The organism is Pedobacter steynii, from assembly GCF_900103665.1.
Taxonomy (GTDB): Bacteria; Bacteroidota; Bacteroidia; order Sphingobacteriales; family Sphingobacteriaceae; genus Pedobacter; species Pedobacter steynii.
In genome coordinates, this window is record NZ_FNGY01000002.1 from 718,999 (window position 1) to 739,329 (window position 20,331).

11 protein-coding genes are annotated in these 20,331 nt (G+C 41.4%); 7 read left to right on the forward strand and 4 right to left on the reverse strand.

Annotated features, from left to right (window positions below; all coding sequences use genetic code 11):
* The first annotated feature begins 2 nt into the window (after positions 1-2).
* The 7 genes from BLQ87_RS07255 to BLQ87_RS07285 all read left to right on the forward strand — a co-directional run bounded on the left by BLQ87_RS07255 (position 3) and on the right by BLQ87_RS07285 (position 11,325).
* Complete coding sequence (locus BLQ87_RS07255; RefSeq protein ID WP_074605453.1) at positions 3-938, forward strand: ABC transporter ATP-binding protein; 936 nt, start codon at positions 3-5, stop codon at positions 936-938.
* On the forward strand, positions 938-3,763 hold the full coding sequence (locus BLQ87_RS07260; RefSeq protein ID WP_074605454.1) for a Gldg family protein: 2,826 nt from the start codon (positions 938-940) through the stop codon (positions 3,761-3,763). The genes BLQ87_RS07255 and BLQ87_RS07260 overlap by 1 nt, the downstream gene beginning before the upstream one ends.
* A gap of 11 nt (positions 3,764-3,774) precedes the next feature.
* Positions 3,775-5,106: a MutS-related protein gene (locus BLQ87_RS07265; protein ID WP_074605455.1), complete on the forward strand. Its 1,332-nt coding sequence runs from the start codon at positions 3,775-3,777 to the stop codon at positions 5,104-5,106.
* Positions 5,103-6,422, forward strand: coding sequence for a MutS-related protein (locus BLQ87_RS07270; RefSeq protein ID WP_074605456.1), 1,320 nt, complete (start codon positions 5,103-5,105; stop codon positions 6,420-6,422). Before BLQ87_RS07265 ends, BLQ87_RS07270 begins: the two co-directional genes overlap by 4 nt.
* Positions 6,423-6,481: 59 nt before the next feature.
* A complete protein-coding gene (locus tag BLQ87_RS07275; RefSeq protein ID WP_074605457.1) occupies positions 6,482-7,618 on the forward strand; it encodes a TlpA disulfide reductase family protein in 1,137 nt (378 codons plus the stop codon).
* Positions 7,619-7,637: 19 nt separating this feature from the next.
* The gene (locus tag BLQ87_RS07280; protein WP_074605458.1) at positions 7,638-10,421 is read left to right on the forward strand and encodes a M16 family metallopeptidase; all 2,784 of its coding nucleotides are present in this window, start codon (positions 7,638-7,640) and stop codon (positions 10,419-10,421) included.
* 322 nt (positions 10,422-10,743) lie between these two features.
* Positions 10,744-11,325 carry an RNA polymerase sigma factor gene (locus tag BLQ87_RS07285; protein ID WP_074605459.1) on the forward strand — a complete coding sequence of 194 codons (582 nt, stop codon included), beginning with the start codon at positions 10,744-10,746 and terminating at the stop codon, positions 11,323-11,325.
* Positions 11,326-11,437: 112 nt separating this feature from the next.
* On the opposite strand, the gene BLQ87_RS07290 is transcribed toward BLQ87_RS07285, so the two are convergent.
* The 4 genes from BLQ87_RS07290 to BLQ87_RS07305 form a co-directional block, all read right to left on the reverse strand.
* Positions 11,438-13,948, reverse strand: coding sequence for a zinc-dependent metalloprotease (locus tag BLQ87_RS07290; protein WP_074605460.1), 2,511 nt, complete (start codon positions 13,946-13,948; stop codon positions 11,438-11,440).
* 73 nt (positions 13,949-14,021) lie between these two features.
* Complete coding sequence (locus BLQ87_RS07295; protein ID WP_074605461.1) at positions 14,022-15,464, reverse strand: RagB/SusD family nutrient uptake outer membrane protein; 1,443 nt, start codon at positions 15,462-15,464, stop codon at positions 14,022-14,024.
* Positions 15,465-15,474: 10 nt separating this feature from the next.
* A complete protein-coding gene (locus BLQ87_RS07300; protein WP_074605462.1) occupies positions 15,475-18,819 on the reverse strand; it encodes a SusC/RagA family TonB-linked outer membrane protein in 3,345 nt (1,114 codons plus the stop codon).
* A 153-nt stretch (positions 18,820-18,972) separates the two neighbouring features.
* On the reverse strand, positions 18,973-20,085 hold the full coding sequence (locus BLQ87_RS07305) for a FecR family protein (RefSeq protein ID WP_074605463.1): 1,113 nt from the start codon (positions 20,083-20,085) through the stop codon (positions 18,973-18,975).
* Positions 20,086-20,331 lie beyond the last annotated feature (246 nt).

Genomic DNA, 20,331 nt, shown 5'->3' on the forward strand with positions numbered 1-20,331 from the left:
CAATGAGCAATATTGTAAAAATTGAGCACTTGTCTCACAAGTACACCAATTCCTGGGCCATACGTGACATCAACATCGAAATCGGCCAAACAGGCATTGTAGGATTACTTGGTTCCAATGGTGCCGGGAAATCAACGACGATGAACATCCTCTGCGGGGCACTCAACCAGACGGAAGGGAATGTTTACATCGACGGCATTAGTATGCGGGAACAGCCGCAACTGGCAAAGCAACAAATCGGATTTCTTCCACAGAATCCCCCTTTGTACATGGACCTGACGGTCGATGAATACCTGAACTATTGCGCCGGACTGAGGCTTGTGCCCAAGGATAAAATGAAACAGGCAATTCTCGAGGCTAAGCTGCGTTGCGGCATAGATCATTTTAGTAACCGCCTGCTCCGGAATCTGTCCGGTGGTTACCGCCAGCGCGTAGGCATAGCGCAAGCGATTGTACACCGGCCTAAACTGGTTGTTTTGGATGAACCGACCAATGGTTTGGACCCCAATCAGATCATTGAGGTAAGGTCATTAATCAAGGAGATTGCATTGGATAGAGCGGTTATCTTTTCGTCTCATATCCTGTCGGAAGTACAGGTTTTGTGTAAAGACATCAAAATGATAGAAAATGGCAGGATCGTATTTTCCGACAGCATGGATGCATTTAACAATTATGTGGAGCCACACAGTGTATTGGTTGCCATGGAAAACCCACCTGCGCTGGCTGAAATAGAAAAAATAGAGGGGGTAACCAATGTGGATGTGCTGACCGAAAGGCAGATGCGCATTTATTTCAATGGCGATCAAAGTATTACCGAGCGCATCGTAGCAGCCAGCATACATCATGGATGGAGGTTGCGCGAAATCACACTTGATAAAACGGCACTGGACGAAATATTCAAGCAATTATCCAATAAATCACCACAAGAAAATAACTAATGAAAACCATATTTAAAGTAGCCAAAACAGAACTTTTAACCCTGTTTTATTCTCCCATCGCCTGGTTCCTGCTGATCGTGTTCCTGGTTCAATGCGGAGTGATTTATTTTGGCAGAATAAATAACATTGCCATGATGCAGGAATTGAGTGGGGCAGTGGTAACCGGCAATGACAGGTTAACCGAATCTATTTTCCTAAGTCGGCGCGGATTGTTCAATACGGTAATGCAGAACCTTTACCTCTACATTCCGCTGCTTACGATGAGTCTGATTAGCAGAGAAACCAGTAGCGGAACCATTAAACTTCTTTACTCTTCTCCGATCAGTGTCAGGGAAATTATTTTAGGCAAGTTTATTTCTATGATGATCTACAGTTTATTACTGGTAGGCATCATTGGGATATTTGTTGTTTCTGGTATGTTCCATATACAGAATCCCGAATCAGGGATGTTGCTTTCTTCATTATTAGGATTTTACCTCTTGCTTTGTGCCTATGCTGCAATAGGACTGTTCATGTCTTGTCTGACTACCTATCAGGTAGTAGCCGCAATATGTACGTTTATCATGATCGCTGCACTAAGCTATGTGGGGACTTTATGGCAGGGTGTTGCATTTGTCAGGGAGCTGACTTATTTCCTGGCGATGAATGGCAGGACTCAAAATATGCTGATGGGATTGATTACGACCAAAGACATCATTTATTTTATATTGATTGTGTACATCTTCCTTGGCTTGAGTATTTACAAGTTAAGAGACGGGATGGAATCGAAACCTGCTATGCTGAGGGCGGGACGATATTTTATGGTGTTAGCCAGTGCTTTACTGATCGGTTACATCAGCTCTATCCCTGCTTTAGTCGGCTATTACGACATGACCAATAACCAAACCCGGACACTTACGCCACAGGTACAGAAAGTGCTGGCCAAGCTTGGCGATGAACCATTGGAAGTTACGGCCTATAATAATCTGTTGAGTAAAAATTGGTTTCTGGGAAGTCCTGAAGCTTATAATGAAAATATTGCACGCTGGGAACAGTATATGCGCTTCAAAAGTAACATTAAACTGAAAACAGTACTTTATTACGATAGTGCCGGCGATAATCCGATGATTAAAGCGATGTATCCTGGAAAAACAATTAAGGAAGTTGCCGAACAGTATGCCAAAAATATGGATCTGGACCTTAAAATGTTGAAGAGCCCGGCGGAGATGAGTAAAATCATGGACTTGAAACCTGAACAGAACCGTTATGTGATGCAGCTGAAATGGAAGGGTAAGACGACTATGCTGAGAGTATTTGAAGATCCGGAAGTATGGCCGGGAGAAACCGAAGTTGCTGCTGCCATTCAGCGCTTGCAGGAAGCTAAGTTACCCAATATTGCGTTTGTAACCGGTGATCTGGAAAGGGATATTAATAAAATGGGGGACCGCGATTATAGAGCGCTTACTAACCTGAGCCTCTATCGCAATTCATTTGTGAACCAGGGATTTGATGTGTGTGTCATTTCATTGGAGACACAAGACATACCAGCTAGTGTTTCTACTGTGGTATTGGCGGATCCAAGGTTGTCGCTTAGGCCAAATACAATGGCAAAACTGCAAAAATATATCAATAATGGCGGAAACCTGCTGATCGCAGGTGAGCCTGGTAAACAAGCAATATTGAATCCCTTATTGCAGCAGTTTGGTGTACAGCTGATGAACGGTACGGTAATTCAGCGTAGTGCAGTGGATGCTCCTGATCTGGTTATTCCGGATGTGAGCAAATTTGCAACAACATTTAGCAAGACACTTGCAAAAAGAGTAGCAGAGGGCCGAAAGGTGTATATGCCAGGTGCAGCGGGACTCAGTTACCGTAATGACGGTCAGTTTACGGTTAGGCCTTTACTGATGAGTACAGATACGCTTACCTGGAACAGGATGTTGCCCCTGGGTGAAGATATGACCAGTAGTAATGTGGCAATAACACAAAGCCCTGATAAGGCTGTAAGTCCAAAGCGTAGGACTAGCCCAAATATAGCTAAGGAAAGATCCGCTGCTGCTACAGGTACAGGACAGACGGGCAGTTTAGATGCAGAAACCCAAAAAAGAGCTGACGCATTACGGGCAGCTATGGCAGCAATATCTGCAGGACCTGGAACGCCAGAAGAAAAACAGCAAAAAATGCAGGAGCTAATGGCTAAAGTAAGAAAGGCTGCTGAAGCTAGAATGACTCCTGAAATGAAAAAGAAAAGGGATTCTATAGCCACCGCGATGACGAAGATCATGAACGGCCCTGGAACAATGGAAGAAAAACGGCTGAAAGTTCAGGAAATGGTAACAAAGGCACAGGCGGCTAAACCTGCTGCTGTTACTGCGGTAGCGCCACCAGTGAATTCTGGCAATGCTAAGCCTGTCGCTCAGACAGTAGCGGTTGCAGCCCTGGCTCCATCGGTTAGTGTTCCGGAGGTAGATCGTTCTACTGCCGGAACGGTAGCTTTTTCTCCTAAAGATGGTGATACCAAAGGTCCTTTCACTACGGCATTGAGCTTAACCAGAAATGTAAACGGCAAAGAGCAGCGTATTATCGTAACCGGTGATGCGGACTTTTTAAGCAATACGGAATTAGGAAGACCCAGAAGTGCCAACTTCTTATTCAATACTGCAGTGTTCAGCTGGTTAAATTACAGCAAATTTCCTATTGATACCTTCCGCCCCGATGCAGAGGATAAACGCATCAATCTGAGTAAAGATCAGGTAAGTGGACTTCGCATTATCTATATCTGGATATTACCTGGTTTAATTTTTGCTTTTGGGGCAATTCTGCTGATTAGACGTAAAAGAAAATAAATAACAATATCATGCTATTTACAACAGACAAACAGACACTTGAGGATCTGAATATTTTTGGTAAACATGGTGGAGAATCCTTGTACAATATTTTCAATTGCTGTGCCACCCGTGGTGGCGCAGCAATTCTGGAAGACATGTTCAGGTATCCTTTGTCAGACGAGACGGCGATTAATAAACGTTGTGGAACCTTCCTGTATTTTAAGGATCTGAACGTTAAATTTCATTTCGAAAGTGTGCTTTTTGATGCGGTGGAGCCTTATATGGCCAATACTGATGAACGTACAAAGCTAAGTGCCCAGGAGTATTCGGTTATTAAAAAACTGAGTAATATCATTGCTGTAGAAGTGGAAACTCAACAGATTTATGATGGGATCAATTCGCTGGTCACGTTGTTGAGGAGATTAGAAGCCTTCACACGTGATTTGGATATCTACAAAGCGCATCCTTATTATGCCGAAAAGTCAGTGATCACGGGGATACTCACCGAGCCGGTTATAGTGAGTATTCTGGAGCGCAAAGATAAATTGACTCACAATAGGATGGTGGAGCTTGATGTGTTGTTACGTTTTCAACATCGGGACCTGATCCTGAATTTGCTCCGTCAAATCTATCTTTTGGACGTATATTTTTCCGTAGCCAGGGTCGCGAAAGAACGTGGCTTTGCTTTTCCAAAAGCATTGCCGCGTGAGGAGCGTGTGATTCGTTTGGATGGCGTTTATCATGCACAAGTGAAAACTGCGGTACCTAATTCTATTGCTATCACTCCCGATAGCAATGTCATCTTCCTGACTGGAGCTAACATGGCAGGAAAGTCGACCTTTATGAAATCGCTGAGTATCGCGATGTTCCTGGCACATATGGGTTTCCCGGTAGCAGCAGCCAGCCTTGAGTTTTCGGTACTGGATGGTATATATACAACCATTAATCTGCCGGATAACTTAAGTATGGGGGCCAGCCATTTTTATGCAGAAGTGCTGCGTGTAAAGAAAATCGCTCAGGAATTGAGTCAGGATAAGCATTTGTTTATTGTTTTTGATGAGCTTTTCCGTGGAACCAATGTAAAGGATGCCTATGAGGCAACAATAGCCATTACCAAAGGCTTTGCAAGAAAGAAGAATAGCACTTTTGTGATTTCTACACACATTATCGAAGCTGGTGATGTGCTTAGAACGGCTTGTCCGAATGTCCGCTTTGTATACCTGCCTACACGCATGAACGGTAACCTGCCGGTGTACACCTATACACTTGAGAACGGCATCACAGATGATCGACATGGCATGATCATCATCAACAATGAAGGTATTCTGGATATTTTAAAAAAGGGAAGGAAAGGGATATGAGTTTTATAACGGATAAACAGACACTCGAAGACATGAATTTAACCGGTAAATATAAACCGGGATCTATATTTAGCTTTTTCAATAAGGTAAAAACAGCAGGAGGGGAACGATTGCTGGAACAGCTATTTAACAACCCGCTGACTGATGCTACAGAGATCAATAACAGGAGTAGTATTTTCGAATATTTTGAGCACAAGGCTTTAACCTTTCCATTTGGCCGGGAACAGTTTGAGCTGATGGAGAATTACCTGAGCAGTAATGCAGAACGTAATTTGTTGTTTGCTGGCATTGGAAATTTTAAAAAGCAGGTATTGGGCTCAATAGTTAGGGACGACCAATATGAAACCTTGCAAAAAGGTATTGGGGCTACGATCACGATTTTGAAAACAGCTAGTCGGTTTTTTAAGGGCCTGGAAGATCAGTCAGGCATTGACCATCCATATCATCAACAGATTCAGATAGTCAAAGGTGTTTTTAATAACAAGCAACTCGAATGGCTTAGTAAAGAAAACGGAACCCAGGCTATCCCATTTTTCAAATTAACCAAATATGACCATTTACTAAGACATACGCTGCAACGTGTGTTGGCAGAATTGATAGGGATGATCTATAGTTTGGATGTATATATCGCTGTGGCTAACCTGGCACATGCAAATGGCTTTACTTATGCATCGGCTTTACCCCGGGAAAGCAATTTTGTAAATGCTGAAGGGCTAGCTCATCCTTCATTAAGTAATGCGGTGGGTAACAACATTTCTTTTAGGCAGGAAAGCAACGTCGTGTTTTTAACAGGCGCTAATATGGCGGGCAAGTCGACGTTAATGAAGACCTTCGGCATCTCCCTTTACCTGGCACATATGGGCTTTCCTATAGCCGCAAAATCGATGACTTTTTCAGTCAGAGGGGGAATATATTCGTCGATTAACGTTCCTGATAACTTAAATATGGGACTGAGTCACTTTTACGCAGAAGTGCTGCGTGTAAAGAAGGTTGCTGGGGAGGTAAGCACTGGCAAAGACCTGGTGGTTATTTTTGACGAGTTATTTAAAGGAACTAATGTTAAAGATGCTTATGATGCGACCCTCGCAGTTACGGCGGCATTTTCGGAATATACAAATTGTTGTTTTGTGATTTCTACCCATATCATTGAAGTTGGGGAAGCATTAAAGGAAAATGAGCAGATCCAGTTTTTGTATTTGCCTACCATTATGGAAGGGAATAAGCCACGCTATACCTACAGCTTAGAGAAAGGCATCACTACCGACAGACAGGGGATGATTATTATAGAAAATGAGGGTATTCTGGATCTTTTATAAACAGCTAAGGCCCTCGAAATTAATCCAGTTTTTATAGAACAGTTAAAAAATAAAATCAAATGAACAAAATAACTTTTTTAGCGCTTACCATGATTCCATTTTATGGCTGGTCGCAAAATGTAAATTTTAATATAAAGGCGAAAATAGCTCAGCCTGGCTCGTCAGTGGCAAAAGTCTATTTGAATTATGATAAAGCTGGGGTTAGAATTACAGATTCTGCAACATTAAATAACGGGAGCTTTCAATTTAAAGGAAGCTTAGATGAACCGGTTAAGGCTCAGTTGATTCTTGATTCACAGGGAATAGGGCTTGCAAAGCTTACACCTGCAGCTGATTTCCTGCTTTTATATCTCGAAAAAGGTGAAATTGTCCTGAATGCTAAAGACTCTTTAAAAAATGCTGTAATTACAGGATCTCCGCTTAATGAGGACTACAAGAAATTTCGTGCTTTACTTGTTGGACCAGGAAAGAACCTGGCTTTAATTCAATCAGAATTCAATGCTGCTTCAAATGAACAGAAGAGCAATCCTGAGTTTCGGGGCAAGCTTGAATCCAGGTATGTTGCAGAAATGACAGCGATTAAAGAGGGGCAGTTACTTTTTATTAAAAATAATCCGAATTCATTTCTTAGTCTTGAGCTGTTAAAAGAAGCAATGACTCAGTCTAATAATCCAACGATTATTGAAACTTCTTTTAATATGTTAGCTGTTGAGTTGAAACAAACTGCAACAGGAAAAGCGCTGGCTGTTTTACTTTCAAAAGCAAAGCTTAGAGAAGTGGGCGCTCTTGCTCCGGATTTTACCCAAAATGATGTCAATGACAAGCCTGTTAGGCTTTCCGATTTTAAAGGGAAATATGTGTTGTTGGATTTTTGGGCATCATGGTGTGCTCCATGTCGTGCTGAAAATCCAAATGTAGTGAAGGCCTACAATTTATTTAAAGATAAAGGATTCACAGTTCTTGGTGTTTCTCTGGATCAACCGGGAAAGAAAGAGCTATGGTTACAGGCAATAAAGGCAGACGGTTTAGAGTGGACACAGGTTTCAGACCTTAAATTCTGGAACAATGAGGTGGCAAAATTATATGGAGTGCAGGGTATTCCTCAAAATTATCTGATCGACCCGACCGGAAAGATTATAGCCAAAAACTTACGTGGCGATCAGCTGATCGAAAAATTGACTTCGTTAATGTTGTAAATTTTTAAAAAGCTGAAATATGAAATTAAGATATCTTTTAGTTTGGGCTGTGATCAGCTGTTCAATTTTCAAAGTTAAGGGCCAGGAATTGCCATTAGACCCAAAAGTCCGAACCGGAAAACTGTCAAATGGATTTACTTACTTTATTCGCCATAACCAGGAACCCAAAAATAGAGTGGTAATGTATCTCGCAAATAAAGTGGGATCCATTCTGGAAACCGATGCTCAGGTTGGGCTTGCCCACTTTACTGAGCACATGAGCTTTAACGGAACCAAGCATTATCCTAAAAGCGAACTTGTTAGTTATCTGCAAAAAGTAGGTGTTCGGTTTGGGGCTGATTTAAATGCTTATACCGGTTTCGATGAAACGGTTTATCAACTGCCCTTGCCTTCAGATAATCCGGAAATTTTAAATAATGGCATCCAGATCATGCGGGATTGGGCACAGGAAGCCATATTGGATACGGAGGATATTAATAATGAACGGGGCGTGATTATGGAAGAAATGCGTTTAGGCAAAGGTGCTTCTGAACGTATGCAAAGAAAAACCTTGCCTTTGTTACTTAATCGATCCAGGTATGCCTCACGTCTCCCAATTGGAACCGAACAAGTTTTGTTTGGTTTTAAACCGGACGTTATCAGAACATTTTATAGAGATTGGTACCGGCCGAATTTACAGGCATTAATCATTGTAGGAGATATTGATGTGAATGAGATGGAGAAAATCATCAAGTCAAAATTCTCTGACCTCAAAAATCCAGATCGGGAAAAACCGAGAACCAGGTATACAGTTCCATTAACAGGGAAAAATCAGTTCATAGTGGTTACTGATAAAGAAACGCCCCAGACCGTTATGCAGATAATTGTCAAGCATAAAGCTAAACAGGTTAAAACCGCTCTTGATTACAGGGGAGCGATGGTAAGAAGCTTGTTTAATCAAATTTTGGGTGGAAGATATACTGAATTATCAAAAAAGGAAGGTACGCCTTATTTAAATGGAGGGGCTGGTATTAAAAATCTAATGGGTTTATTTGATACTTATGAGACCTCAGTAGTTGCCAAACCTGGAGAATTGGAGAAAGGTTTTAAAGCTGTTTGGCGGGAGTGTCGCCGAATTCAATTGTTTGGTTTTACGCAGTCTGAACTAGATCGGGCGAAACTAAATTATTTGAATGGGATGGAAGAATCAATGAAAGAAAAAGATAAGATCCGTTCGGACGCTTATGTAAATGAGTATCTTCAGTTCTTCTTAAAACAGACTGCGGCTCCTGGTTTTGCAAAGGAGAATGAATTGGTGACTGGTTTTATTCCTGGTATTACGCTCAGGGAACTAAATGCGGTTGTTAAGGAATATATCATTGCATCCAATCGTGACATCCTCATTATGGCTCCTGAAAAGGATCGGGCAAGTTTACCAGATGAAAATAAAGTTTTAAGCTGGATAAAAGGTGTAGACGGGGAAAAACTGGAAAATTTTAAAGACAGTGTGAGCACATTACCTTTACTTATCCATACTCCTTTAGCCGGTAAGATTGTGAACGAGGCATATGATCAGGTGCTGGGCATAAAAACGCTTGTCCTAAGTAATGGAGTACGCGTAATATTGAAGAAAACTGATTTTAAAAATAACGAGATCTTGTTCAACGGTTTTTCAAAAGGGGGAACTTCTTTATATAGCGATGCCGATTACCAGACCGCTGTAAATGCTGCAAGTATAGTTTCATTAAGTGGTGTTGGTAATTATAATTCTATTCAGCTAAACAAGTTTCTTCTTGGCAAGCAGGTAAATGTAGCGCCCTATGTAAATGAATTGGTGCAGGGTTTTAATGGAATCACAACAATTAGAGACCTTGAAACTTCGCTGCAATTGGTTTATGGTTATTTCACTGAACCGCGTAAAGATGTGACGGTTTTTGAAGGACTAACCGCAAATGCAAAATCCAGGGTCGTAAATAGAGGAAGTAGCCCTGATGAAGTTTTTAGCGATACCCTAAATGCGGTATTGGGCAATTATAACATCCGCCGTACCGGGCCGACTTTAGAAAAAATAAACCAAATTAATTTAGATAAGGCCATTCGTATTTACAAAGAGCGGTTTGCAGATGCTTCGGGTTTTACATTTACTTTTACCGGGAGTATTGATGAAGAAAAGATCAAACCACTTTTGGAAACCTATCTCGGATCATTGCCTTCTACCTACAAAAAGCAAGAATTTAGAAGCCTGGGTATCCATATTCCTGAGGGGAATATTTCAAAAACGGTCTATAAGGGAGCGGAACAGAAAGCAAATGTTTACTTGGTTTTTTCAGGAAAATTTGATTATACCTATGAGAACCGAATAAAGCTGGATGCTATAAAAGCAGTTTTGGAAATTAGAATGGTGGAAAGGTTGCGTGAGGAGGAAAGCGGAGTATATACACCAAGTGTTAAAGTCAATTCCTCTAAATATCCTGAGGAGAGGTTTAGTCTTGTTGTTTCCTTCGGTTGTGCTCCAGCGAATGTTGAGCGTTTGGTTGCTGCAGCACTAGATGAAGTAGCCAGTCTTGGAAGTAATGGTTCGGTACAGATAAATGTGGATAAATATAGGGCTGAAGCAACACGTCAGCATGAATCCGGATTGACAACAAATGGATTTTGGCTTAGCTATATCACTGGACAGTTACTTAACAACGATCCACTTGATCAGGTTTTTGGTTTCGATACCTTAATAAATCAAATTTCTACAAGTAGTGTGCGTGAAACGGCAAAAAAATATTTAACGGGAAAGAATTTGATTAAACTTATTCTGCTCCCGGAAAAATAAGAATTACACAAACTAGTATGGCTCGTTTCGACTAAAATGAATAGCGTCATTAAGTTTCATTAATCGTGTAATCGATAAAACTTTACTCATAGAGAATAAATTTAGGTTGGTGTCGTAGCGTATCTGGATGGAACCTGCCACCTTTTAGTTAATGATTAGTTTTTAATGAGTGCGTTGGAATAGGCCTGGGTAATCCGGGCTATTCTTTTTATAAATCATTCTTTGAAAAAATAACCATTAACCGATGGATTGACAGCGTTTTATCAGGTAACTTCTTTAGAAAAGTTGTTAATTATGATTAATTTTACTTTTCTTTTTGATCATGGGAACTAAATGCACGCTTTCAGATATCACCTTGACTGAGCAACTGAAACTTGGCAGTCATTTAGCATATACTGAAATCTATGAACGGTATTTTGGTATTTTATATGTGCATGCCTGCAAACGCATGTATAACCATGAAGATGCCCGTGATCTTGTGCAGGAAACCTTTTTTAATTTATGGACGAGAAGGGAACACCTGATTCCCGAAAAAGGTGTGGCACCTTATCTGTATAGGTCTGTTCGGAACGGTCTGATTGATTTGATGAGTAAACAGAGCATCTGCTCAAAATACATTACTTCATTAAGCGAGCTGTCAAAATGTTCAGTTTCTATTACCGATTACCCGATAAGGGAACACCAACTGGCGGCCATTATTGAAAAAGAAATTGATGCTTTATCACCTCGCATGCGAGAAGTTTTCATCCTCAGCAGAAAGCAGTATCTGAGTCATAAAGAAATAGCGGAACAACTTCATACTTCAGAGCTTACGGTGAAAACTCAGATTAAACAGGCACTGAGGATATTACGTGGTAAACTTAGTCTAATTGCTTATCTGGCAGTACTCTTCCGAATTTATTAAAGACAATAATTTAAATAACACAAAAAAGAGGTTGATCACTGTTTTATCAATGATACAACCTCTTCTAAAGATTTATTTTATAAATCCCGGATGTTTTTAATCACGTGAATGATTAAGCATTAGGTTTTCCACCGGAATTGATATTGACCTTTGCATCTAAAGCTCTTTTGAGGTGCCTGTAAAGTGAGTTTAAATGATTTTTGTTGGGTGCTTCCACACTTCTTTTTGCATCAATTCTGATTTTTTCAGCAAGATGGATTGCATGTGTCTCCAATACGGTTTGTGTTGCGCTCAAGTCATCTGATTTCATGGCTGTCATAAGTATGGCAACGTATTGACTTTGCAGATCACGACGATAAGGATCTGTTGCTTTATTGATGGATAAATTAGAGAAAATGGCACTTTCCAGATCTTTTAACATTTCTGAAGCGGTATAAGCTTTGCCGGGAAAATTGCTTTCTAAACTGATCAACTGAGTGATTTTATCATTGTTTAAAAGGGATTTTAAAATGTCCTTCTGGATTTTTGTAACCAAATTAAAGTCAGTTTTGGTGACCATGTATAATTTTGTGTCTATCAGCCAGGATGGTGTATTGAACAATTGCAGATACAGGAATTCCATAGCGCGTTTTTGCTTTGCTTTTTCTACGATCTCATATTCAGAACCCGGTTGCTCAACAGTTTTTGGGGTGATATAGACTCCACCGATGTTTCTTTGTACGTGGCCCATAAAACGTCCGAATTCGTTGACTAGTTCTTTATATAATTCGCCTGCACGACTATAATCATTGTCTTTCTGATAGGTCCAGCTCATTAGCTGTGGTCTGATCCTTTTAAGATTTTTGATGCCATAAGTGCTGGCCAGCATTGCATCATTTCCAAGATCCTCACTCTGATCCCGGGGGTCGGTAGTATTTAGAGGGAAGCTATCCGTAATAGGATCCAGCTGACTGCCATAAAAATACTGTTTTCCGGATGCCAGCTTTTCAATTACCCATTTATTTAAATAAGACTTTTCCTGTTCAGCAGTGCTGAATTGAGGTAACCATTTATAACCCCATTCTATTGCCCATTTATCGTATTCACCGATCCTTGGAAAAATTCCTTTTTCGCTGATGTTATCTTCCGGTTGGGCCACATAGTTGAAACGCGCATAATCCATAATGGAAGGGGTGTGTCCATTTGCCTCCACCCATGCTTTATTACGCAGCTTTTCGACTTCGACGGTTGATGATGCGCCGAAGTTATGCTCCAGACCTAAAGTATGTCCAACTTCATGTGAAGATACAAATCGAACCAGTTGTCCCATCAGTTCTTCATCCAGTTCTGGTTTGTGGGTTCTTGGATCTACAGCGCCTGCCTGAATCATATACCAGCTTTGTATCAGGTCTAATACCTGATGATACCAGTTGATATGGGTTTCCAGGATTTCACCACTTCTTGGGTCATTTACATTTGGCCCGGTTGCATTTGGCACTACAGATGGTTTGTATACCAGTACAGAATGTCTGGCATCGTTCATGCTCCAGGTCGAATCATTCACTGGCGCTGTTTTACCGATAATGGCATTTTTAAAGCCTGCTTTTTCGAACGCAACATTCCAGTCGTTGATGCCGGCGATCAGGTAAGGGACCCATTTTTTCGGAGTGGCGGGATCGATATAGATGACAATCGGTTTCTTAGGTTCCACCAGTTCTCCATGCTGATACTTTTCTACATCTTCCGGTTTAGGTTCCATTCTCCATCTGAGGATATACTGAACAGGGGATACCCGGTGTGGATTGGCATCAAAATCAACATAGTTATTTGCAAAATAACCGATCCTTGGATCTTTTAAGCGTGGTTTCATCGGTACTTTCGGAAGTAATATGATAGAACTGTTTAGTTCTGTCGTGTTCAGCAATTTGTTGCTTGTAAATGTCTTTACTGCTTTTATCTCGACGTTTTCAGGGAAGGCCTGTACGGAAGCGAGGTAGGAGCGGTCTATAGCGACATTATTAAACAAATCGCCAATCAGCGGAATGGGTTGTGTGAAAGCAGAGATTAGGCCGGAACCATTTAAAAAATCTGTAACGTCGATCACTGTACTTTTGTTTTCTGCATTGATGGCTTTGATCGGAAAAGAGGCTTCTATGGTACGAAGCGCATTGTTTTTCAAAGATTGAAAAAGTCCGTTTGCTGTGGTGTCGCGCGACAACTGTCCGAATTTATGGGAGCGAAGTACCAGACGGTCTCCGGGAATCTTATCAAATGATACTACTGCTCTTCCTAGTTCATCTCCGCTAAATCCTATGTTGAAGAGTGGAATAACAAACTGTTCCGCACCTTTACTGATGCGGGTAACGGCAAGCATATCACGGTTTAACAAGGAGTCGGGGATTTCAAAAAAGTAGCGGTTTTTTACTACGTGGACTTTAAAAAAACCTTTCATTGTTTTGCTGTCGGCCGGAATGATTTCTTGATAAGACTTAATGTCAGTTGATGGAGTGATCTTCTTTTTGGCAGTGTCGATAGTTACAGGGACTGCTACCTTTTTCTTCTGCGAAAAAGAGGGGATAGAAACTGCGAGAAATAAGCCCAAAGAAGTGGAAAATATCCAGGCGCTTTTTTTTGATATATACATGATGTAATCGTTGTTATGGAAAAAAAACGGCAGTTGTAATCTTTTTTTGATACAGCTGCCGTTTAGTAGGAAATTAGTTATAGCCCGGGTTTTGTTTCAGGTTTGGATTTGCAAGAATATCTGATGGCGGGATTGGTAGAATTGCTTTATAAGGCATCCAGCTTCCACCTTTCAGCGGTACTGCGATCGACATTACATTGTCGAGGTTATTGCTGCGTTTTAAATCTAACCAGCGATGCCCCCATTCGGTGAAGAGTTCCAGTCTGCGTTCCTGAAGTATGGCATTGAGCAGTTCTGTCTGACCGGAAGCTAATGTAGGATCCAGGCCGGCACGGTCCCTGATTGCATTTAAATCGTCTTTTGCTCCGGAAAGGTTACTTTGCTGTGCCCTTGCCTCTGCTCTGATCAGGTATTGCTCTGCCAGTCGCATCGCAATCGGGTATTCCGTAACTGCCACGGTACTACTAAGGGAGGATACCTTGTATTTATTCGCGAAAGAGAATGTAGTTACAGGGTTGGTCGTGGTGGTAAAAGTTCCAATCCATTTGCTCCGACGCTGATCCTTTTGTTCGAAGGCGCTGACCAGCTGATTATTCAGGGCCAGTTGAGTAGTGAGTGCATAGCTGGCACTCACCACAAGGAAATTGGCATCAATGGTATTTAAGTAAGTTTTCGATACCGGTTGTAAAGCAAAAATGATTTCTGTACTTCCTTTCAGGAAAACCTGGTTAAGGTCTTTTACCAGGGTATATCTTGAATTTCCGATGAGTTCAGAAGCTTCATTTTCGGCGCTTCTCCAATTCTGCAGATAGAGGTAAACTCTGGCCAGCATGGCCGCTGCGACCTGTTTATTTGGCCTTACCCTGTCTGTAACCGCTGCTCCGGAAGCATCCACATAAATATTATCTGGTAATCCGGCCTTTGCATCATTAAGGTCCTGAAGGATTTGCGCATAAACAGTAGCAGCTGTACTATTGCTGAGCGTGTTGTTGTTCTGGTAATCATCTGTGGTGGTTAATGGAGGGGTTCCGTATAGATTAACCGCATAGAAGTAGATGAAGCCACGGAAAAATTTAAGCTCTGAAACCAGTTGGTTTTTTACCGATGGCGTGATCTGACCCGATTCACTGATCCCTTTTATGGTGGTGTTGCAGAAGAAGATTTCCTTATAAAATTCCGACCAGAAAGAAGGAGGGGATACCGCGGAATAGCTGTTGCTGTATAACAATCCAAGACTCTGGCTACCAGAACTTGTGGTTTTAAGTTCATCGGCAGCGAGGCCCATGCCAAGACTCACACTGTTTGAACCCTGGAAAAATGATCCTGCGGATAAATAGCTATAGATACCGGCTACAGTTGACTGGGCCGAACTGTTCGACGTAAAAGCATTGGAGCTGTTTGCGTTTACGATGGAAGGGCCAACGTCAATCGCTTTTTTACAGCCGTTGACAGTGATCAGCAGCACTGCAAGTGTGCTGAAAGCAAAAACAGTGATATATAGATTTTTAAGTTTCATGATGTTAAGTTTAAAGTGAAGCCTGGATTCCGAAGGTGATCGTGCGCAGAGGCGGCATCTTAAGGTAACTTTGCGTTTCAGGATCTGAGAAACCATACTTGGAGATAGTGGCCAGATTTTCGCCCAGTGCATAGATTTTGATCATTCGTAGATGTAATTTCGAGGTGATCGTTGTTGGTAACTGATAAGCTATTGATGCATTTTGAAGGCGGATGTAAGAAGCATCACCATAATAAGCATCTACATTTCTGTTTATCGCATTGATCAATGGGGTGCCAAAAGTACTGGCAAACTTACCGTAAGTAGCCTGATCGCCAGGTTTCTGCCATCGGTCTAAAATCGCAGCAGGGTAGTTCGTGTTGTTCAGCCCGGGAACAAAACCACTGGAAATGATCTGGCCGAAGGTACTCTTACCTATCTGTTTGATTCCTCTGAAAATGAAACTCAAAGTAAATCCTTTATAGCTGATGGTATTGCTCAGTGATCCGAAATAATCCGGGGTAAGGTCTACTTTTCCAACCTGATCGTTTCCAATACTTGAAGGGCTGGAAATGATCTTACCATTGGCATCATAGAACTGATATAGCCCTGTTTTCGGGTCAACACCAGCATAACGGTTTACCAGAAGCGTGCTTACCGACTGACTAAGCAATTGTTGTATTGCCGGATTCGGGTTTGGGAAGGACAATAGTTTATTGCGTTGTTTGCTAAAAGTAATGGAAGTTGACCAGCTGAAATGATCTGTCTGAACATTGACTGTGTTGATCGTCAGGTCAATTCCTTTGTTTTGGATTTTGGCAGGTATATTCTGATTGATTGAGGTGAAACCTGTTGTAGTAGAGAGTGGCACGCCGGCCAGGATATTTGTGGTCCTGTTGACGAAATAATTACCTTCAAGTCCAACCCTTCCGCCAAAGAACTGGAGTTCAAGACCCAAATTTGCTTTTCTGGTTGTTTCCCAGCTCAGATTTGGATTTGGAAGGTTAGAAGGAATGATACCCGGTATTCCCTGGTAAGGGTTTACAGTAGTGAGTGGACTGAAGTTTTCCAGATACAGATAATTACCGATCTGGTCATTACCAGTTTCTCCATAACTAGCTCTTAATTTACCGAAACTTAAGAAGGGTAGTAATTCTTTAACAAGTTTTTCGGAGCTGAAAAGCCATGCTGCACCACCGGCAAAAAAGGTGTGGAATTGTTTATTCTGACCGAATTTGCTCGATCCATCGTATCTTCCCGAAAGGTTCAGAATGTACTTATCTGCCCAGCTGTAGTTTACCCGGCCATAGAATGCACTGTATTTATAGGTATAGCTATTAAAGCCTTGTCCGACAGTGGCTACACCAGTACCAGCCGCGATGTTATTGATCAATAGATCGGAGCTGTAACCTGTAGCCTGCAATTGAGTGGCATCAACGATTTGTTTCTGTAAACTTCCACCAATTGCTACAGTTAATAAGCCCTTGCTGATTTCTTTCGTATAATTTAATTGTGGTTCTATACTCAGGAAGCTCTTGTTGGCAGTAGAATAGTTGGCAGAACCTTTTAAGCCTAAGGCCTGTATTGATGGCGCCATGGCGGCCAGAGTGTTGCCTAAAAATTCATTGAGGCTTTGTTTGTTATAACCTACGATGGCCAGTGCTTTTAAATTTTTCGTCAGCTGATAACTGGCGTTTAGGCTACTGGTTAGGTTACTGATTGCTGTACGTGCCAGTAATTTGCTTGCCGTAATCGGGTTTCCGAAAGTATTGTTTTCGAAGTTGAGGTTTCCTTCTGAGGTAAACAGTGCCGGTGAATTTGGAGCAAGTGAAGCCAGGTTACTCAGGTCTGCAGATGGGATATTGTTAAAATTATAAGTGTAACCGCCCGTCAAACCTATATTGAAACGATTGTCATTGCTGACAGAATTGATATTGAAATGGATAGTTGAGACCTGTTCTCCGCCGCCAATCAGTTCCTGAATGTTCTTTGTAGACCTGAAATTTCCGCTGATCAGGTAATTGGTGTTGTTGTTACCTCCCGATACGCTGGCCTGGGCATTGGTTACATGTCCGGTACCACCTAAGAAAACTTTTGGCCAGTTTGTGTACCTTGTGGTGTCCCACGTGCCGTTGATGTCATAGTCCGAAGGTAATATTGCCGCATTATCATTTTTTTTAGCCTCACGTCTGACGGTAAGATATTGCTGAGTATTGAGGAGCTCAGGGATCATTGTCGCCCTGTTAAATCCGGAAAAAAAGTTCAGATCTAATTTTGTGTTTCCTGCTTTTCCTTTTTTAGTGGTGATGAGGATCACACCGTTGGCACCTCTGGAACCATAAATTGCAGTTGCATCGGCATCTTTTAATACGTTGATACTTTCAATATCCAAGGGGTTGATGGTATTTAAGGCATCATAAGCCTGGGCATTTGAACCCAGATAATTGGATTTCTGAGAAGAATAAGATCCACCGCTGAAAGGAATTCCATCGATGACATACAGAGGAGCCGTACTGGTGCTGAATCCATTTTGTCCGCGGATAATTACGTTGAAAGTTCCTCCCGCCTGTCCGGTAGACTGGCTGATGACTACTCCCGGAACGGTGGCCTGAAGTACAGATAAAACATTGCCGACCGGGTGGTTTTGAATTTCCTTTGCCGTTATAGTAGTCTGATCTCCGGTATTTAACCTTTTGGTGGTTTGTCCATAGGCGATTACCTGAATTTCATCCAGTTTACTGATGTCCTCTTTCAATGCCAGAACGAAAGGACTTTTGATGCTGCTAATTTTTACATCCTGAGTAATATAGCCTATAAATGAAAACTGCAAAGTTGCATCAGGTTTGAGGTCCTGTATCAATACCCTGAAATTTCCCTTTTGATCCGTAATCCAGGCTGAAGCTGAATTTTTTAACTTGATAGAAACCCCCGGAAGTGGTTGATTTTGCCAGTCTGTTACTGTGCCCTGAACCACCACGGGGTTGATACGTAGTAGATTTGTTCTGTCTACAGTAATCACGTCCTTCCTTAAAACTACAGTATTTCCTATGATTTTATAACTGATGTGCCTATTGCTTAGTAGTTTGTCAATTAGTTCGGTTAATGGTACATCCTTTGCATCCAGGTTTACCGGTGGCAGACTGTGAATGTCATCTGCATTATATACGAATGAATAGCCGGTTTGCCGTTGGATATCCACGAACAGCCTTTCAAATGAAATACTATTCGATTTCAGCGTAACACGCTGAGCAAATGTGACGGCGCTTGCCTGCATGAGGCCAAGTAATACAATAATAGCGGTCAATTTCATCATCAGGAGAAATTTATAATAGCCAATCCCTGGCCTTACTGGAAGGCCAATACAGAATTTTTTCATACTTTTGGTTAGTTTTGGTTTAAATGCCTTTGTTTTAGTCAATTCATTGTAACCCAGACTTTTTGGCCGGAACGTGTAGCAGCACTTTCCGGTTTTTATTTGGGTATTTCGACGGCCTAGCCTTGCTGCCGTTTAATCAGTTGATGAGTAACGCTATTCTACTATAATTGTCCTCCCTTCTATTTTTAAGTTTACGCCTGCATATTGCAGTATCTCTAATGCTTTGCCAGCATTTTCATATTTCGAAAAAGAGCCTGAGAGCCTTTGTTCCGGAACCTTTCCGCGGAACTGAAGCTCTACATTATACCATCTGGCAATCTGCCTTAAGACGGTGCCTGCATCGGTAAAATTGAAGTAAAATCTTCCGTTTTTCCATGCGAGAACTTGTTGTACATCAACATCTTTACTTACGACCAGGCTTCCTGAATTCCGGTTGTTAATGGCTTGTTCTCCGGGTTTTAAAATAACGGTCTGACCGGATTTTATGATTTTTACCTGTCCTTCAAAAAGTGTGGTTTTCAAGTTAGGTTCGTCTGTGTATGAATTGACGTTGAAATGAGTGCCAAGTACCTCTATAGTCTGATCATTAGCGCTTACACGGAATGGTTGTTCAGGATGATGGGCCACTTCAAAGTAGGCTTCTCCATCGATTTTAACATCGCGGGTTTTTCCTGTAAATGTTGATGGGTATGCAATTGAGGTGGCTGCATTCAGCCAGACTTTTGTGCCATCTGATAATGTTAAAATATATTCTCCGCCACGTGGGGTGGAAACCGTATTGTAAACAGCAGCAAGGTTTTTAGTTTCTACATTGTTATAGGCAATCTGACCTTGTTCTGTTTTGGTGATGACTGCATTTCCTTCTGTAGCGATCTTTCCATTTGCAACCTCGTTAAGAGGAATTTTTTTACCATTAGCGAGGATAAGAAAAGCCTGACTTTTACCAGGGATAAACTTAGTTTTAGCAGATATAGATATTGGCTTATCAGATTTCTTTTTATCAGAATACGGATAAAGTGATATGCCTATACTCAGGGCAAGCAATACAGAAGCAGCAACCAGTAGTCTACGACGGATGGGTTTTTTATTAGCAATAGGCAGGTTTTTCTTTACCTGTACATACGCTTTTTCAATATTTTTAGGAGAAGGGGCCGGACTAACCTCTTCCATCATCATATAGAGCGATTCTACTAAAGCAGTTTCTTCGGGAGTACAATTACCCTCAGTATATTTTTTCAGTAATTTGACGATTTCCTGTTCAGTCATAGTGTTTAAATCATAAATACATAACATATACGGACAACCGGATACCTGGGGGTATTGTAAAAAAAAAATATTTCCGAAGGATGAACCAACTGTAAACTTATTGCGGTATAGAACACCTTTTGCCATTCCCACCAGCTCTTACACGTATGGATACTACGGTGCTGGATACATTTATGGTAATTCATCTAAGTTTTGTATATATTGGGGTGGTTTTCCAACCCAATAGTATTGCTCAGATTTTGCTAT